Below are 16,220 nucleotides of genomic sequence, written 5' to 3'. Positions count from 1 at the left end.
GGCTTAAGGCTTGACCGGTTGTCCGGCGGCGTCGCACTTCACGTCGCGGCCGAACAGGCGACCCAGGCGAGAGGGTTCTTCCAGGCAACGCGGATCGGGCTTGGGCGGGGCGTGCCTCGCCGCATGCGCGGCATTGCGGCTGCGCTGAAGCTCGGCGAGCTTCGCCTTGATCTGCGGCATGGCGGCCAGCGCGACGCGTTCGCCTTCGAGGATGGCGTTGTTCTTCTGCTCGAAATCGGCCGGGCCGATATCGTTGACCTTCGGCCGGATGACGATGTCGGCACGCGCGAGTTCCTGTTCGCCCAGACGCTGGCCCATGATGCCGATGGACTGGTTGACGATGCCCAGCATGCTGCCGGGCTTGGTGCCGGGCGCCTTGGTGGAGATGTCCACCGCGATGACGAAATCCGCGCCCAGCTGGCGCGCGGCATCCACCGGCACCGGACTGACCACGCCGCCATCCACGTAGCTGGCCTTGCCGATCACCACCGGTTCGAACACGCCGGGAATGCTGCTGGACGCACGCACCGCTTGGCCGGTATTGCCGCGCACGAACACCGTGCGCTCACCATTCTCCAGCTGTGTGGACACGGCGGCGAACGGTTTCTTCAACTGCTGGATGGTGCGCTTGCCCACCAGCTCGTTGACGTAGTCCTGCAGCTTCAATCCCTGCACCAGCCCGCCGGAGAACAGGCGCACGTCGCGGATCTTTGCCTCGTCCAGCGCGAACGCCTGCTTCTGCATCTGGAACGGATCCATGCCGCTCGCATACAGCGCGCCGACCACGCTGCCGGCGCTGGTGCCCGAGACGACCTGCGGCTCGATGCCGTTGGCTTCCAGCATCTTGATCACGCCGATGTGCGCGAAGCCCTTGGCCGCACCGCCGCCCAGCGCGATGCCGACCCTGGGCTTCGGCGCCGCCGGCACCGGCTTCACCACGGCGGCGGGCGGTACGGGTCGCACGTTGTCGCCGCCGCAAGCGGCAAGCAGAACCGCGCACAACGCGAACAGGAAGGGACGCGAACGGGAGATCAGGCACATGGGGAGAGGGCAGGGTGGGGCGACCAGCGGCGGAGCATACAGCGCGCCGCCGCAATGAGGGCCAACCGCACTCGCCGCGTCAGAAGCTGTTGTCGCCGTCGAGGATCCGGCCCAGGCCACCCAGTACCGAACCTTCGCCCCGATTCTGGCCACCACCCTGTGGCGCGGCCTGCAGCATGCGGCCGGCCAGGCGCGAGAACGGCAACGACTGCATCCACACCTTGCCCGGCCCTGTCAGCGTGGCGAGGAACACGCCCTCGCCGCCGAAGAACATGCTCTTGATGCCGCTGACCGGGCGCACGTCCATGTTGACGCTGGCGTGGTACGCCACCACGCAGCCGGTATCCACGTCGATGCGTTCGCCCGCCTGCAGCTCGCGTTCCACCACGGTGCCGCCGGCGTGCACGAATACCCAGCCGTCGCCTTCCAGCTTCTGCATGATGAAGCCCTCGCCGCCGAACAGGCCGGTCAGGATCTTGCGCTGCAGGTGGATGCCGACGGTGACGCCGCGCGCGCCGGCCAGGAAGCTGTCCTTCTGGCAGATCAGGCGGCCGCCGTGGTCGTCCAGCTTCATCGCCAGCACGGTGCCGGGGTAGGGCGCCGCGAAGGCGACCTTCGCCTTGCCCTGGCCGGTATGCGTGTACATGGTGGTGAACAGGCTCTCGCCGGTCAGCACGCGCTTGCCGGCCGAGAACAGCTTCTCCATGAAGCCGCCACCTTGGCCGCTGTGCGAGCCGTCGCCGAACACGGTGTCCATCTGCACGCTGCTGTCCTTGAACATCAGTGCGCCGGCTTCGGCGATGGCGCTTTCGCCGGGGTCCAGTTCCACTTCGACGAACTGCATGTCGCCGCCGACGATGCGGAAGTCGATCTCGTCCGCCGCCTTGCGCCCGCCGGAGCCCGGCAGCGGTGGCAGGTGGGGCGGCGGCGCGGCTTGGCCGGCCAGCTCCGGCAGCTCGCGTACGGGCTTCCATTCGCGCATGCCTTCACGCCAGGCCAATGCGCCGGGGTTGCGCTGGGCATGGCTGCGCGCCGCCTCTTCGTCCAGCGGACCGGTGCGGTCCGGACTGCCGGGGAGATTGAAGAACCAGTGCGTCATGGGCGCCATCCTGAGGCGGGGAAAGGGCGCCGAGTCTAGCCCGCCGTCCCCGCGTGCCGTCACCTGCCACCGGTCACGTCGGTGGCCTGAACGTACCGGCCGGCTGCCGGGCGTACGGAAATACCGACTGTGGAGGGCAACCGCCGTTACCTTCGTCAGGAACGGGACTTCCGGCCATTGCCCCTGTTGTTGCTGTAATGCAACATTCGCGTGCTAGCGCCTCCGCGCGCCCCGACTCCCACCCACTCGGAAAGCCACCGCCATGTCCCGACTCCGCCCGGCCGTCGCCCGGCCGCATCGCCTCGCCTTTGCCATCGCCGCGCTGCTGCCTTTCGGCACCGCCTTCGCCCAGGAAACGCCCGCACCCGCCGAGCCCGCGACGCAGAGCGCAACCACCCTCGACACCGTCGAAGTGACCGCGCAGCGCAAGGTCGAGAACATCCAGGATGTGCCAGTGTCGATCAGCACCATCAACGGCGAACAGCTGGGCGTGCTGGCGTCAGGCGGCACCGACATCCGCTTCCTGTCGGGCCGCGTGCCCAGCCTCAATATCGAGTCCTCGTTCGGCCGCGCGTTCCCGCGTTTCTACATCCGCGGCTACGGCAACACCGATTTCCGCCTGAACACTTCGCAGCCGGTATCGCTGGTGTATGACGACGTGGTGCAGGAAAACCCGATCCTGAAGGGCTTCCCGCTGTTTGACCTGGACCAGATCGAAGTGCTGCGCGGTCCACAAGGTTCGCTGTTCGGCCGCAACACGCCGGCCGGCGTGGTGAAGTTCGAGTCCGCCAAGCCGTCGCAGGAAACCAGCGGCTACGGCAAGGTAGGTGTTGGCAGCGACAACATGTGGAACCTGGAAGGCGCCGTCGGTGGCGCACTGAGCGAGAACTGGTCCGCGCGCGCGTCGGTGCTCTACCAGCGCCGCGACGACTGGGTGGAGAACACCTACCCGGGTCCGAACGACGGCTTCGAGGGCTATGACGAGTCGGCCGGCCGTGTCCAGTTCCTGTACGAAGGCGATGGCTTCGAGGCGCTGCTCAACGCGCATGCGCGCAAGCTCAATGGCACTGCGCGCCTGTTCCGCGCCAACATCATCGAGCCGGGTACCAACGACTTCGTCGCTGGTTTCGACGAAAACAAGGTGTCGCAGGATGGCCTGAACTATTCCGAGCTGGAGTCCCAAGGTGCCAGCGCGCGCCTGCGCTGGAACCTGGGTGACTACACGCTGCACTCGATCACCGGTTACGAGAGTGTTGAAACCATCAACCGTGGCGACATCGACGGTGGTTATGGCGCGGTGTTCCTGCCCGACTCCGGTCCCGGCGTGATCCCGTTCGCGTCGGAAACCGCCGACGGCATCCCGGATCATTCGCAGTGGACGCAGGAACTCCGCATCGAGTCGGCCTTCGATGGCCCGGTGAACTGGCAGGCGGGCCTGTTCTACTTCAAGGAAGACTATCGCGTCGAAAGCTTCAGCTACGACTCGCTCAACAACAGTGCCCAGGATGGTTACCAGCGCATCCGCCAGACCAATGACGCATGGGCGGCGTTCGGCGCGGTGACATGGCAGGCGACCGACCAGCTGGAGCTGCGCGCCGGCATGCGCTACACCGTCGACGAGAAGGAACTGACGGTCGAGGACTACTGGAACACCGGCTTCGCCGCCTGCGTGCTGGCGGGCAAGTGCACGCTGGCGCAGCTGGCGGCGCTTGAGCCCGATGGCGACCTTTCCGCATCGCCGGAAGACAAGAAGTTCAACTGGGACCTGTCGGCGACCTACGCGGTCAATGACGACGTCAACGTCTATGCACGCGCTGCCACCGGCTTCCGCGGCAGTAGTATTCAGGCTGCCGGCGCATTCAACGGCAAGTCGGTCGCCGGTCCGGAAACCGTCACCTCGTTCGAGACGGGCGTGAAGGCCGACTTCTGGGACAAGCGCGCACGCCTGAGCGCGGGCGTCTTCTACTACCGCGTCAAGGATCAGCAGCTGACCGCCGTCGGCGGCGCTGCCAATGCCAACATCCTGGTCAATGCCGAGAAGTCGGTGGGCAAGGGCTTCGAACTGGACCTGCAGGCCTACGTACTGGACAACCTGCTGGTCACGCTGGGTAGCAGCTACAACGACACCGAGATCAAGGACGACGACCTGAATGTCGCCGTCTGTGCGGCCTGCACCGTGACCGATGAAGAAGTGCTGGACGAGAACGGCGATCCGACGGGCCGCTACTACATCGGCGGCAATCGCCTGCCGCAGGCGCCGAAGTGGGTGCACAACTTCACCGCGCGCTACAGCGTCGGCCTGGGCGAGGGCAGCGAACTGTACGTCTACACCGATTGGGCCTATCGCAGCGAAGTGAATTTCTTCCTGTATGACTCCATCGAGTTCACCGGGAAGTCATCGCTGGAAGGCGGCCTGCGCGTCGGTTACGGATGGGGTTACGGCGACTACGAGGTCGCACTGTTCGGCCGCAACATCACCGACCAGCGTCGCATCGTCGGCGGCATCGACTTCAACAACCTGACCGGTTTCATCAACGAGCCGCGCACGGTGGGTGTGGAGTTCAGCGCGAAGTTCTGATGGTTCCACTGTAGGAGCGACGTGGGTCGCGACCGGGCACCGCGTCATCATCCGGAAGAAGAAAAGGCAGATCGAGATGGTCTGCCTTTTCCTTTTGTCCTAGACCAAGTGCCATCCCGTCGCGACTTGCGTCGCTCCCACAAGAGGCGTCACGACGTCGGCGGCTCGCGCGGAGGGAAGCGCAACACCACGCCGCGCTGTTCCTCTTCCGGATGCTCCGGGCGCAACCACAGCAGCGGAACTTCGCGGGGCGCCGGCAGTTCGAGTTCATCGTCGACACGCGCGGCGGCTTCCTCTTCCTCGATCTCCCAGCTGTACTTCTTCTTCGGCAACTCGGGGTCCAGGCGACGGAACAGGAACGCCGCGATCAATCCCGCCACGGCGCCACCCAGGTGCGCCTGCCATGACACGCCGGCTTCGCGCGGCAGCACGGTCAGCACCATGCCGCCGTAGAACAGGAAGGCGATCATGCCGGCCGCGATCGCCGCGCGGTCGCGGCGCAGCAGGCCCAGCATGAAGATCATGAACATCAAGCCGTGGGTCAGGCCACTGGCACCCAGCGTGTGCGTGCCCGGATCGGCAAGCAGCCACGGGCCAAGCCCGGCGCCCAGCCACACCAGCGGAATCGCCCACAGCGTGGCGCGCGGATAGACGGCGCCGGCCAGCGTGCCGAGGATCAGCAGGGCGGAGGCGTTCGCGGCGATATGTTCCAGCGAGCCATGCAGCAGCGGCGCAGTGAGGATGCCGAGCAGGCCCTCCACCGACAGTGGCGAGATGGTGAAGGCGCGCACGTCGAAGCTGTTCTGGGCCGAGTACACGATGGCCAGCAACAGCACGAAGGCCAGGCTCAGGTTGAGAGCGCGCAGCAGCCGTCTGCGGTCGTGGCGCTGTTGGGATTCCGGATCGAACGCCGGGTCGTCGGGGTGCAGGTCCATGGTCCAGTTCTGGCGGCGGCCCGGACGAATGCAAGGCCGGGCCGGGATGGACAGACCATCCCGCGTGCGGGATGGTCTGCCAGTTGCCGGTCAGCCCGTTGCGTCGGGCTTGGCCGGCCGCGCCAGGCTCAGCGCGACGGTCACGCCCAGGATCAGCGCCACCGTGCCCAGCGCCCAGGGCACCGGGATCTTGTACACGTCGATCAGCAGCATCTTGGTGCCGATGAAACCCAGCACCACCGCCAGCCCGTACGGCAGCAGGTGGAAGCGGTCGGCCATGCCCGCCAGCAGGAAGAACATCGCACGCAGGCCCAGCACCGCGAACACGTTCGAAGTCAGCACGATGAACGGGTCCGAGGTGATCGCGAAGATCGCCGGGATGCTGTCCACCGCGAAGATCACGTCGGTCACGCCGATCAGCACCAGCACCACGAACAGCGGGGTGAACCAGCGCACGCCGTTCTCGCGCACACTCAGCGCCGCGCCGCGGTAGCCATCTGTGAGCTTCAGGTGGTTGCGCATCCAGCGCAGCGCGGGGTTCTTCTCCAGGTCCGGCTCCTTGCCGGCAGCGAACCACATCTTGATGCCGGTCAGCAGCAGGAACGCACCGAAGATGTAGAGCAGCCAGTGGAAGTGCTGCAGCAGCGCAGCGCCGGCGAAGATCAGGATGCTGCGCAGGACGATGGCGCCGAGGATGCCGATCACCAGCACGCGCTGGCGCTGTTCCTCGGGCACGGCGAAGTAGGTCATCACCATCAGAAACACGAAGATGTTGTCGACCGCCAGCGCCTTCTCGACCAGGTAACCGGTCAGGAACTCCAGGCCCACGCGGTTGGCTTCCACCAGGCCGGCGGTCTCGTTCACGTACCACCACAGGCCGCCGTTGAAGGCCATGGCCAGGGCGATCCAGCCCAGGCTCCACCACATCGCTTCCTTGAACGTCACCTTGTGTGCGCCGCCGTGGCGCATCAGCACCAGGTCCACCAGCAGCGCGATCACCACCAGGCCGCCGAAGCCGGCCCATAACCAGGGGTTGCCAATCGTTTCCATCGAGATTCCCGAAAAAGTGGAGGACGGCCGCAGGCGCGGACATCTCGGAAACCGGGGAAACGGGAGTCCGGGGGTGCCTTCGCCATCGCGGCGAAGGTCTCGCTCACAGCCCGGTGGGCTGCCGTGGGACCGGAGCATCGCTGCTCGAAATGACGGCCGGCACGTTGGGAGCTACTCCCCTTCTGCCGCGAATTGTCCGGGTGGCACGCGATGCGGTCAACCGCGCGGGTAAAATGCGTTCATGAATACCCCCAACCCGACCGTACGCCTGAAGAACGCCTGGCGTTCCAGCCACCCGTGGATCTTCCAGAAACTGATCGAGAAGCCCACCGCCAAACCCAAGCCGGGCACCGTCGTCGAAGTGGTCGGCGTGGACGGGGAGTGGATCGGCCGCGGTTTCTACAACGGTCACTCGCGGATCGCCGTGCGCATCCTCGAGACGCATCCGGACATTCCGGTGGACGCCGGCTGGTTCTCGCGCAAGATCGCCGACGCCGTGTCGCTGCGCCGTGACGTGCTGAAACTGGATGCCATCAGCGATGCCTGGCGCGTGGTGCATGCCGAGGGCGATGGCCTGTCCGGCCTGGTGGTGGATCGCTACGGCGACCTGATCGTGGTGGAGTTCTTCGCCGCCGGCATGTTCCGCCATCGCGAATGGATCTACGAGGCGCTGCGCGAGCAGTTCCCGGGTTGCCGTTTCCACAGCTTCGCCGACGAACACGTGCAGAAGCAGGAAAGCTTCGACTTCCACGGCAACACCACCACCGAAGCCGAGGTCATCACCGAATACGGCGTGAAGTTCCGCGCCGATCCCGCGGGCGCGCACAAGACCGGTTTCTTTGCCGACCAGCGCGAGAACCGCGAATGGCTGAGCCGGCAGGTGGAAGGCAAGACCGTGCTGGACCTGTGCTGCAATACCGGCGGCTTCGCGGTGTATGCCGCGGCGCGCGGTGCGTCCGAGGTGGTCGGCGTGGACATCGACCAGGACGTCATCCAGATCGCGAAGGGCAACGCCAAGCTCAACAACGTGCGACCGAAGTTCGTGCAGGCCGACATCTTCCCGTACCTGCGCGATGCGGCGAACCGCGGCGAGCAGTATGACGTGGTGATCCTGGACCCGGCCAAGATGACGCGCGACCGCGAGCAGGTGATCGCCGCGCTGAAGAAGTACCTCGACATGAACAAGCTGGCGCTGGGCGTGGTGAAGCCCGGTGGCCTGTTCGCCACGTTCTCGTGCACCGGCCTGGTCAGCGAGGAACAATTCCTCGACATGCTGCGCCGCGCCGCGTACTTCTCCGGCCGGACGATCCAGATCCTGAAAGTCGCCGGCGCCGGTCCCGACCATCCGTTCATGGCGCACGTGCAGGAATCGCGCTACCTCAAGGCCGTGTTCTGCCGCGTGGTCGACTGAACATGCGCGGCAGGCGGATCGTATCGATCCTGCTGGCCGTCCTGATCGCCGGATGTGCCTCCACGCCGGCCGCGCCGTGGCAATCGCTCGCTGATACCGCGCAATGGCGCAGCGTCGGCGCGTCCACGCTGGATCCGCGCTGGCAGGTGAGCGACGGCGAACTCGCGCTCACGGTGGCGGGCGGTGGCGACATCATCAGCGTCGGCACGTACGGCGACTTCGAACTGGAATTCGAATGGCGCCTACCTGCGGGCGGCAACAGCGGTTTGTTCTATCGCGCGGTCGATGCCTCGCCGGTGTGGGCACGCGCGGTCGAGTACCAGCTGCTTGACGATCGTGAGGCCGAGGACCGCATCGTCCCCAGTCATCGCGCGGGCGCGGCGTACGACCTGGTCGCACCGGCCCGCGACATGCTGCGCACCACCGATGACTACAACCACGCGCGCATCGTCGCCTGTGGCCCGCGCGTGGAGCACTGGCTCAATGGCGTACGCGTCGCGGTGTACGACACCGGCAGCGAAGATTGGCGCCAGCGCGTGGCGGCCAGCAAGTTCGCCGGGCAGGCGGACTTCGCCATGGCGCGCCGCGGCCACCTCGCCCTGCAGGACCACGGCAACGTCGTGTACGTGCGCGGCATGCGTATCCGTGCGCTGGGTCCGGATTGCAGGCCTGCTTCCCTGTAGGAGCGACGTAAGTCGCGACCGCACGCTGACAGGGGTCGATGGCGCCGGACGAGCATCCGGCGCACCTGCGATTGCTGATGATGTCCTTGTTGTCCGGCCGTGCGGTCGCGACTTACGTCGCTCCTACAGGACGGGAAAGAAAAAGGCGGGCCGGAGCCCGCCTTTTCTTGCGCTACACGGGATGCTCAGCCTTCCGGCGACAGCTCGATGCAATCGAACTGCACGTCCGGGTCCACCTCGGCGTCGTAGTCCACGTCGCCGCGTTCGAAGCCGAACAGTTTCAGGAACTCGTGCTTGTAGTTGGCGTAGTCGGTCAGCTGGAACAGGTTCTCCGTGGTCACCTGCGGCCACAGCGCCTTGGCCTGGGCCTGGACCTCGGGCTTGAGCTCCCAGTCGTCCAGGCGCAGGCGGTTCTCGTCGTCGGTTTCGGCCGGCGTGCCGTCGGTGCGGTACATGCGATCGCGATAGAGGCGGTCCAGCTGTTCGATGGTGCCTTCGTGCAGGCCCAGTTCCTTCATCACCTTGAACACGATGCTGATGTACAGCGGCATCACCGGGATCGCGGAGCTGGCCTGGGTCACCACCGACTTCAGCACGGCGACGTTCGCGGTGCCGCCAGTGGTCTTCAGGCGTGCGTCCAGACGCTGCGCGGTCTCGTCCAGGTCCACCTTGGCGCGACCCAGCGCGCCGTGCCAGTAGATCGGCCAGGTGATGTCGGTGCCGATGTAGCTGAAGGCGACCGTGCGCGCGCCATCGGCCAGTACACCGGCCTTGTCCAGCGCATCGATCCACAGTTCCCAGTCCTGTCCGCCCATCACGGTGACGGTGTCGGCGATCTCCTGCTCGGTGGCGGGTTCGATGGTGGCCTGGGTGATGGCGTCCTTGTTGGTGTCGATGGCGGTGGACGTGTACGGCGCGCCGATGGGCTTCAGTGCCGAGCGCTTCACTTCGCCGGTGGTCGGCAGCTTGCGCACGGGCGAAGCCAGCGAATAGATAACCAGGTCGACCTTGCCGCCCATTTCGCCCTTGATCAGTTCGATGACCTTCGCACGCGCCTCGTCGGAGAATGCGTCACCGTTGATCGACTTGCTGTACAGGCCGGCTTCCCTGGCGAACTTGTCGAACGCGGCCGAGTTGTACCAGCCGGCCGTGCCGGGCTTCTTCTCGTTGCCCGGCTTCTCGAAGAACACGCCCAGCGTGTCCGCGCCGAAGCCGAAGGCCGCGCTGATGCGCGCCGCAAGGCCGTAGCCGCTGGACGCACCGATCACCAGCACCTTCTTCGGTCCGTCGGTGCGAACGCCCTGTGCACGCGTGGCGGCGATCTGGTCACGCACGTTGAGCTCGCAACCGAGCGGATGGGTGGTGGTGCAGATGAAGCCGCGGACTTTGGGATGGATGATCAACGTCGTAACCCGGGGGATGGTGTGCCTGCGCGGCATCTTAGTGCCGCAGGCGCCGGGAATGAAGCGTCACGCGTGCACACGCAGGCGTATGGGGAAATGCATCGATGGGCGCGGGCAAAGAAAAAGCGGGCCGAAGCCCGCTTGTCCGTTTCGTTGCTGCGTGACGCGATCAGGCGTCGCCGCCCTTGGCCAGCATGCTGTTGCGGCGACCATAGGCCAGGTAGACCACGATGCCGACCGCGTTCCACACCAGGAACCACAGCTGCGTGCGCTGCGGCAGGCTCCAGAACAGGTACAGGCAGCCCAAGATTGCGACGGGGCCGACCACCCACGCCAGCGGCGTGCGAAACACGCGCTTGCGCTCCGGTTCACGCGCGCGCAGCACCAGCAGGCACACGCCCACCGCGACGAAGGCCGCCAGCGTGCCGGCGTTGGCGAGCGCGGCGATTTCGTCCAGGCGCGCCACGCCGGCCAGCGCCGCCACCAGCACCGCGGTGAACACGGTGATCGCTACCGGCGTGCCGGTACGCGCGTTGACCTTCGACAGATTGCGCGGCAACAGGCCGTCGCGCGACATCACGAAGAAGATGCGGCTCTGCCCGTAGAAGAACGCCAGCAGCACCGTCGGCAGCGCGATGATCGCCACGATGCCGATGACCAGCGCGGCCGTGCCGTGGCCGAGTTCGCGCATGATCAGCGCCAGCGGCTCGGCGCTCTGGCCGAAGACCGTGTAGCTCAGGGCACCCACCGCGGCCACCGCCACCACCAAGTAGATCAGCGTGCAGCCGACCATCGAACCGATGATGCCGATGGACAGATCGCGGCCGGGATTCTTGGTTTCCTCGGCGGCGGTAGAGATCGCATCGAAGCCGTAGAACGCGAAGAAGATGATCGCCGCAGCCGCCATCACACCGCGTTCGACCCCATCGGGCCCGATCGATTTCGGGAAGCCGTACGGCATGAACGGCTGCAGGTTGTCCGGGTTGAAGGCCGGCAGTGCGACCGCGATGAACACCGCCAGTGCGATCAGCTTGAGCACCACCAGGACCGCATTGAGCGTCGCGCTTTCGCGCGTCCCCGCGATCAGCATCCCCGCGACGAGGAACGTGATGACGATCGCCGGCAGGTTGATCAGGCCACCGGCATGCGGACCGGCCGACAGTGCTGCGGGCAGGGTGACGTTCCAGCCGAAGCTCTGCTGCACCCATTCGAGGAAGCCGACGAAATAGCCCGACCAGCCCACGGCCACCGTGCTGACGACCAGCGAGTATTCCAGGATCAGGCTCCAGCCGACGATCCACGCGATCGCTTCGCCAAGCACGCCATAGCTGTAGGTGTAGGCGCTGCCGGCGGCGGGCATCATCGTTGAGAGTTCGGCGTAGGCCAGCGCGGCGCACGCGCAGACGATGCCGGCGACCACGAACGAGATCAGTACCGCGGGCCCGGCCTTCTCGGCGCCCACGCCGATCAGCGTGTAGATACCGGTACCGACGATGGCCCCGATACCCAGCGCCACCAGGTGCGGCCAGCTCAGCGTGGGAACCAGTCGGCGGCCCTCTTCGTGCTCGGTGATCCGGTCGATGGATTTGCGCCGTAGCCAGGTCATGGAAACTCCTCGAATGCGTCAACGGGACTGCACGCCGGCGATGGGCTGGCGCAGGAATGGTAAGGGGGAGGACAGGACCCGCCGGCGCAATCCCCGCCCCGGGGCCGCCCGCAGCCTAAGCGGGCAGGGCACGGGCTGGCAATCGGCGCCGCACCACGCGATGCGGGACCGCTCAGAGGTAGGACGATCGCGACGGATCGAACACCTGCGGGTAGTGGTGCACATCCAGCAGGTCGAGGAACACGTCCAGGCCTTCGTCAGATCGCACCAGGTCGTACTCCGCATCCGACAGCAGGTGCACCACCAGGGTCTCTATGCCATGGCCGTGCAGATGCAGGTTGTCGAACAGGTGCCGGTCCGCCGCGACCGCGGGCGGCAGCAGCAGGAACGTGGAGAACGGCGAGGCAGCCAGGGGGGGCACGGGCATGGGCACGGTATGGCCGTAACCCAGCCAGCTGCCTTCGGCGAACGGCAGTTTGGCCAGCCAGCGCAGCTGGGCGATGAAGTCCGGATGCGGCTCGCGGACGTACCAGAACAGCTCGCGCGCGGCGGATTCATCGCCGTCATAGCCCGCCGGCATCGTCATCAGGCGGTCGCTCATGCCACTGGTGACCAGCACGTGGCCAATGTCGCCACCGCCGGAGAACTCGCGTGCGTACACGTGCACGTCCACGCGGTGCCGGCGGTCGTCGTCGCGGTCGATGTATTCGGGTTCGCCCAGCGCATCGCGCAATGCGGCGATCCGCGCGCCGGCGAGTGCGGGCAGCGGATCGGGCGCGGCGCCCATCAGCGTGCGGAGGCGTTGCAGCATGCCGGCTTTCCCCAAGCGGTCAGTGCGCGGCGACTGTGCGCCGCCGGCTCGAGCGGGTCAAGCCGCATCTCCACGTCCCGTGACGCGGCGCGCGCTTCTTGTGCGAGGGCGTTCGCGCCGTGGCCGGCTCAGGCGATGAGACGCCAGCGGCTACACTGTCCGCATGGATTCCCAGACCCTGCTCGTCCTCCTGCTGATTCTCGTGGCCTTCGCCGTCGTGCTGCTGGCGGTGCTGGTGCTGCGCCGTCCGGAGGCGCGCATCGGTGACCTGCTGGAACGGGCGCTGCGCGACGAGCAGCGCGAGGGCCGTGGCGAGTTGCGCGAGCAGCTGGAGGGGTTGTCGCGCGCGCAGGAGGCCCGCATCGACGGCTTTGCCCGCAACCTGGCCGATCTCAGCACCCGCACCGACCAGCGCCTGGACGTGCTGCGCGATACCTTGACCGAAGACGCGCGCAAGGGCCGGCTGGAATCCTCCGAATCGCAGCAGCGTTTCGCCGACGCGCTGGGTCAGCGGCTCAACGAACTGACCCAGCGCAACGAGCAGCGGATCGGCGAGATGCGCGCCACGCTGGAGGATCGCCTGAAGGAACTGCAGGCCGACAACACGCAGAAGCTGGAGCAGATGCGTGCGACGGTGGACGAAAAGCTGCAGGCCACCCTGACGCAGCGGCTCGATGCGTCGTTCTCGCTGGTGTCCGAGCGGCTGGAGGCGGTCCAGCGCGGCCTGGGCGAAATGCAGCAGCTCGCCACCGGTGTCGGCGACCTCAAGCGCGTGCTGAGCAACGTCAAGGATCGCGGCGGCTGGGGCGAGGTGCAGCTGGAGAACCTGCTGGAGCAGGTGCTGACGGCCGAGCAGTTCGCGCGCAGCGTGAAGGTGCGTCCGGACAGCAACGAAGCCGTCGATTTCGCCATCCGCCTACCTGGCCGGCAGGATGGCGACGTGCCGGTGTGGCTGCCCATCGATGCCAAGTTCCCGCGCGAGGATTACGAGAAGCTGATCGAAGCGCAGGAGCGCGGCGACGCCGATGCGATGCGTGTCGCGGCCACGCAGCTGGAACGCGCGATCAAGGTGCAGGCGAAGTCGATCAACGAAAAATACGTGGTGCCTCCCCACACCACCGATTTCGCCGTGCTCTTCCTGGCCACCGAAGGCCTGTATGCGGAAGCCATCCGCCGTCCGGGCCTGGTCGATGCGTTGCAGCGCGACTACCGCATCGTCATCGCCGGCCCGACCACGCTGGCGGCACTGCTCAACAGCCTGCAGATGGGCTTCCGCACGCTGGCCATCGAGAAGCGTTCCAGCGAGGTACGCGTGCTGCTGGGAGCGGTGAAGACCGAGTTCGGCAAGTTCGCCACGGTGCTGGAGAAAGCCAACAGCCAGTTGGACACGGTGCAGAACAGCATCAAGCAGGCGGGGGTGCGTACGCGCGCGATCGAGCGCCAGCTGCGCGGCGTCGAAGCGTTGCCGGGTGAGGAAACGCAGAAGCTGCTGGGCGGCGACGAAGCAGAGTGAGGCGTCGGGCGTTGTTCCTTCTCCCCGCTGCGCAGGGAGAGGGCAACAGCCAAAAGACAACGGCGCCTAATGGCGCCGTTGTCTTTGATCGCATTCCAATCCCGCCTCAACCGCCGCCGCTGATCTCCGGCATCGGCATGGCGTCCGCCGGCACGGTGGGGGTGCTCTCGTCCTGCAGGTACTCCGGCAGTTCTTCTTCGGTCTGCTTCGGCGTGCGGTGGCTTTCGATCTGGTAATTGCGGCGCTGCAGCCACGAATCGCGGACCAGCGCGTAATCGTCCACCGCGCCTTCGCGCAGGCTGTCCAGCGACAGCAGCTGGGCGCGCGTGTCCACCAGGTTCAGCCCCTGCAGGAAGATGCGGGTTTTGTCGTCTTCCACGTACCGGGTCGGACTGAGCGGCATGTCGCCTGCCAGTCCGAGCACATCACGCACGGTACGGGGACCGAAGAATGGCAGCTCCACATAACGAGAGCGCTTCCAGCCCCAGGTACCGAGCGTCTGGCCGAAATCCTCGCTGCGGCGCTTCATCTTGAGGTCGCTGGCGGGGTCGAAGATGCCGCCGATGCCGACCGTGGAGTTCAGCAGGAAGCGGCCGAACGTCTGCGTGGCATCGCGCGGACGCCCCTGCAGCAGCTGGTTCACCATCGTCAGCGGCTGGCGCAGGTTGTCGAAGAAGTTGCCAACGCCCAAGCGCACGGGTCGCGGCACCGCCGCCACGTAGGCACGGGCCAGCGGGCGTGCGACCGCACGGTCGACGACGTTGTTGAACGCGTGCACCTTCCGGTTGAACTTCTCCCACGGGTCGTAGGCGGTCGGCGACTGTGCGGGTGCGGGGAGGGTCGGATCGGCCACCGGGTCGTAGGCACCCTGGCCGTAGATGGCGGCGAAGTCGTCCTCGCCCTCCGACGCCGTGGCGGTGTCCGTCGCCGGCGCAGGCGTGTCGATGCTGGCCGGGTCGATGGGCGGTTCGGTCGGCAACGGGGCCGACGCGGTGCTGTCGATCACCACCGCGTCGGCCGGCGCGGCTGTCGAGGATTTGGGCGCCGACGCACATGCGGTCGCCAGGGCGGCGAGCAGGACGACGGTGCTGAGGCGGAACAGATTCATCCTGATTCCTGCAAAACGGCGGGGGTGGGGGTTACGCCGGGAAATCCAGTTCCGGCGTCAGGCGATACGCGGCCTGGAGGTCGGCGAGACCTGCGGGCTGTCCTTCGAAACGGGGAGCGGCGCCGCCGGCGCGCAGTCGCGCGGCCAGCTCGGCCAACAGTGCCAGCCCGGCGCTGTCGACGGTAGTGACGTTGGTCAGGACAATGCGTTGCACGCCGGCCAGCTGCGCCGAGACCTGCGGCCACAGCGCTGCCGCCGCCGCGCGGTCCAGCGCGCCCGCGAACACGAGCGCCTCACCGTCCCGGCGGACGCTGGCGTCAGCGGCCGCTGGCACTGCCGTTGACCTGCAGCTTGCCGGACTTCAGGTCCGCGGCCACCTGGGCGATGGACTTCTGCCGCAGCGGCGTGTCGAACTGGGTCTTGAACGTCTGCACGAAGGACACGCCTTCCGGCAGCACGTCGAACACCTTCCACTGGCCACCTACGTTGCGCGCGTAGAAGGTGATCGGGGTGACGGTCTGGTCGGGCTGCAGGAACTCGGTGTCGACCTTCACGCCGCGCCCGCCGGGCAGCGGCGTTTCGGACTTCACCCGCACCTTGAGGCGGGCATTGAAGTCCGCCAGGCGCGCACCGTACGCCGACAGCAGGCGCTCGGTCAGGGCCTGGCCGAACAGCTTCACGTCGGCATCGGAGGCGCCGCGGCCGTGCACGCCCAGCACCAGGCGGGCAGCGTAATCGCCGTCGAACAGCGTGTTGAACTCGCCGGTGACGAACTGGCGCAGCGCGGCCGGATTCGACTTGAATTCGGCACGGCGCTGGTCGAGCGTGGTCAGGATGCGCGTGCTGCTGGCCAGCACGACCTGGCTGGCGGTGTTCTGTTTGGTAGCGGTGGCGGGTGCCGTGGCCTGTGCGAAGACGGCGACCGGCGCGGACGCCAGCAGCGCGGCAGACAGTACGACGGACAGGAGGGAGGGCTTCATCA

14 protein-coding genes are annotated in these 16,220 nt (G+C 66.8%); 4 read left to right on the top strand and 10 right to left on the bottom strand.

Going from position 1 to position 16,220, the window contains the following annotated elements; genetic code table 11:
• Positions 1-3: 3 nt before the first annotated feature.
• Together ACIPRS_RS14340 and ACIPRS_RS14335 are read right to left on the bottom strand one after the other, a co-directional pair.
• Complete coding sequence (locus ACIPRS_RS14340) at positions 4-1,068, bottom strand: patatin-like phospholipase family protein (protein WP_446539111.1); 1,065 nt, start codon at positions 1,066-1,068, stop codon at positions 4-6.
• A 52-nt stretch (positions 1,069-1,120) separates the two neighbouring features.
• Positions 1,121-2,140, bottom strand: coding sequence for a TIGR00266 family protein (locus ACIPRS_RS14335; protein ID WP_446539003.1), 1,020 nt, complete (start codon positions 2,138-2,140; stop codon positions 1,121-1,123).
• 262 nt (positions 2,141-2,402) lie between these two features.
• Between ACIPRS_RS14335 and ACIPRS_RS14330 the strand changes: the two genes are divergently transcribed.
• The gene (locus ACIPRS_RS14330; RefSeq protein ID WP_446539002.1) at positions 2,403-4,718 is read left to right on the top strand and encodes a TonB-dependent receptor; all 2,316 of its coding nucleotides are present in this window, start codon (positions 2,403-2,405) and stop codon (positions 4,716-4,718) included.
• A gap of 149 nt (positions 4,719-4,867) precedes the next feature.
• Here the strand turns inward: ACIPRS_RS14330 and ACIPRS_RS14325 are convergent, their stop codons facing one another.
• Together ACIPRS_RS14325 and ACIPRS_RS14320 are read right to left on the bottom strand one after the other, a co-directional pair.
• Complete coding sequence (locus tag ACIPRS_RS14325) at positions 4,868-5,653, bottom strand: rhomboid family intramembrane serine protease (RefSeq protein WP_337732858.1); 786 nt, start codon at positions 5,651-5,653, stop codon at positions 4,868-4,870.
• A gap of 90 nt (positions 5,654-5,743) precedes the next feature.
• Positions 5,744-6,703 (bottom strand): TerC family protein, encoded by a 960-nt coding sequence (locus ACIPRS_RS14320; RefSeq protein WP_446539001.1) that lies wholly within the window; start codon positions 6,701-6,703, stop codon positions 5,744-5,746.
• A 241-nt stretch (positions 6,704-6,944) separates the two neighbouring features.
• Between ACIPRS_RS14320 and ACIPRS_RS14315 the strand changes: the two genes are divergently transcribed.
• Both ACIPRS_RS14315 and ACIPRS_RS14310 read left to right on the top strand, forming a co-directional pair.
• Entirely contained in the window at positions 6,945-8,114 is a 1,170-nt protein-coding gene (locus ACIPRS_RS14315; RefSeq protein ID WP_446539000.1) for a class I SAM-dependent rRNA methyltransferase, read from the top strand.
• 2 nt (positions 8,115-8,116) lie between these two features.
• Positions 8,117-8,797 (top strand): 3-keto-disaccharide hydrolase, encoded by a 681-nt coding sequence (locus tag ACIPRS_RS14310; protein WP_446538999.1) that lies wholly within the window; start codon positions 8,117-8,119, stop codon positions 8,795-8,797.
• 185 nt (positions 8,798-8,982) lie between these two features.
• Here ACIPRS_RS14310 and fabV read toward each other — a convergent pair whose 3' ends face one another.
• From fabV to ACIPRS_RS14295, 3 genes are all read right to left on the bottom strand, one after another.
• A complete protein-coding gene (gene fabV / locus ACIPRS_RS14305) occupies positions 8,983-10,200 on the bottom strand; it encodes an enoyl-ACP reductase FabV (RefSeq protein ID WP_446538998.1) in 1,218 nt (405 codons plus the stop codon).
• A gap of 169 nt (positions 10,201-10,369) precedes the next feature.
• Complete coding sequence (locus tag ACIPRS_RS14300) at positions 10,370-11,806, bottom strand: amino acid permease (RefSeq protein WP_446538997.1); 1,437 nt, start codon at positions 11,804-11,806, stop codon at positions 10,370-10,372.
• 172 nt (positions 11,807-11,978) lie between these two features.
• Positions 11,979-12,617 (bottom strand): suppressor of fused domain protein, encoded by a 639-nt coding sequence (locus tag ACIPRS_RS14295; RefSeq protein WP_337732864.1) that lies wholly within the window; start codon positions 12,615-12,617, stop codon positions 11,979-11,981.
• 217 nt (positions 12,618-12,834) lie between these two features.
• Here ACIPRS_RS14295 and rmuC point away from each other — a divergent pair, with 217 nt between their 5' ends.
• Positions 12,835-14,130, top strand: a complete 1,296-nt coding sequence (rmuC, locus tag ACIPRS_RS14290) for a DNA recombination protein RmuC (RefSeq protein ID WP_446539110.1) — start codon at positions 12,835-12,837, stop codon at positions 14,128-14,130.
• 106 nt (positions 14,131-14,236) lie between these two features.
• Here rmuC and ACIPRS_RS14285 read toward each other — a convergent pair whose 3' ends face one another.
• The 3 genes from ACIPRS_RS14285 to ACIPRS_RS14275 are packed head-to-tail and all read right to left on the bottom strand — an operon-like array spanning position 14,237 to position 16,218.
• Positions 14,237-15,238, bottom strand: coding sequence for an MlaA family lipoprotein (locus ACIPRS_RS14285; protein ID WP_446538996.1), 1,002 nt, complete (start codon positions 15,236-15,238; stop codon positions 14,237-14,239).
• Between the two features lie 31 nt (positions 15,239-15,269).
• Positions 15,270-15,572 carry an STAS domain-containing protein gene (locus ACIPRS_RS14280; RefSeq protein ID WP_446538995.1) on the bottom strand — a complete coding sequence of 101 codons (303 nt, stop codon included), beginning with the start codon at positions 15,570-15,572 and terminating at the stop codon, positions 15,270-15,272.
• A complete protein-coding gene (locus ACIPRS_RS14275; protein WP_446538994.1) occupies positions 15,556-16,218 on the bottom strand; it encodes an MlaC/ttg2D family ABC transporter substrate-binding protein in 663 nt (220 codons plus the stop codon). The genes ACIPRS_RS14280 and ACIPRS_RS14275 overlap by 17 nt, the downstream gene beginning before the upstream one ends.
• Positions 16,219-16,220: the final 2 nt, after the last annotated feature.

It is taken from the genome of Pseudoxanthomonas sp. LARHCG66, assembly GCF_052871755.1.
Note: the sequence above shows the minus strand (reverse complement) of the source record. Positions and strands in the feature narration are given on the sequence as shown.

Excerpts from the sequence above, each read along its gene's own strand:
- ACIPRS_RS14335 (WP_446539003.1), bottom strand. The coding sequence starts at position 2,140 with ATGACGCACTGGTTCTTCAATCTCCCCGGCAGTCCGGACCGCACCGGT.
- ACIPRS_RS14330 (WP_446539002.1), top strand. The coding sequence starts at position 2,403 with ATGTCCCGACTCCGCCCGGCCGTCGCCCGGCCGCATCGCCTCGCCTTT.
- ACIPRS_RS14325 (WP_337732858.1), bottom strand. The coding sequence starts at position 5,653 with ATGGACCTGCACCCCGACGACCCGGCGTTCGATCCGGAATCCCAACAG.
- ACIPRS_RS14320 (WP_446539001.1), bottom strand. The coding sequence starts at position 6,703 with ATGGAAACGATTGGCAACCCCTGGTTATGGGCCGGCTTCGGCGGCCTG.
- ACIPRS_RS14315 (WP_446539000.1), top strand. The coding sequence starts at position 6,945 with ATGAATACCCCCAACCCGACCGTACGCCTGAAGAACGCCTGGCGTTCC.
- ACIPRS_RS14310 (WP_446538999.1), top strand. The coding sequence starts at position 8,117 with ATGCGCGGCAGGCGGATCGTATCGATCCTGCTGGCCGTCCTGATCGCC.
- ACIPRS_RS14300 (WP_446538997.1), bottom strand. The coding sequence starts at position 11,806 with ATGACCTGGCTACGGCGCAAATCCATCGACCGGATCACCGAGCACGAA.
- ACIPRS_RS14295 (WP_337732864.1), bottom strand. The coding sequence starts at position 12,617 with ATGCTGCAACGCCTCCGCACGCTGATGGGCGCCGCGCCCGATCCGCTG.
- ACIPRS_RS14285 (WP_446538996.1), bottom strand. The coding sequence starts at position 15,238 with ATGAATCTGTTCCGCCTCAGCACCGTCGTCCTGCTCGCCGCCCTGGCG.
- ACIPRS_RS14275 (WP_446538994.1), bottom strand. The coding sequence starts at position 16,218 with ATGAAGCCCTCCCTCCTGTCCGTCGTACTGTCTGCCGCGCTGCTGGCG.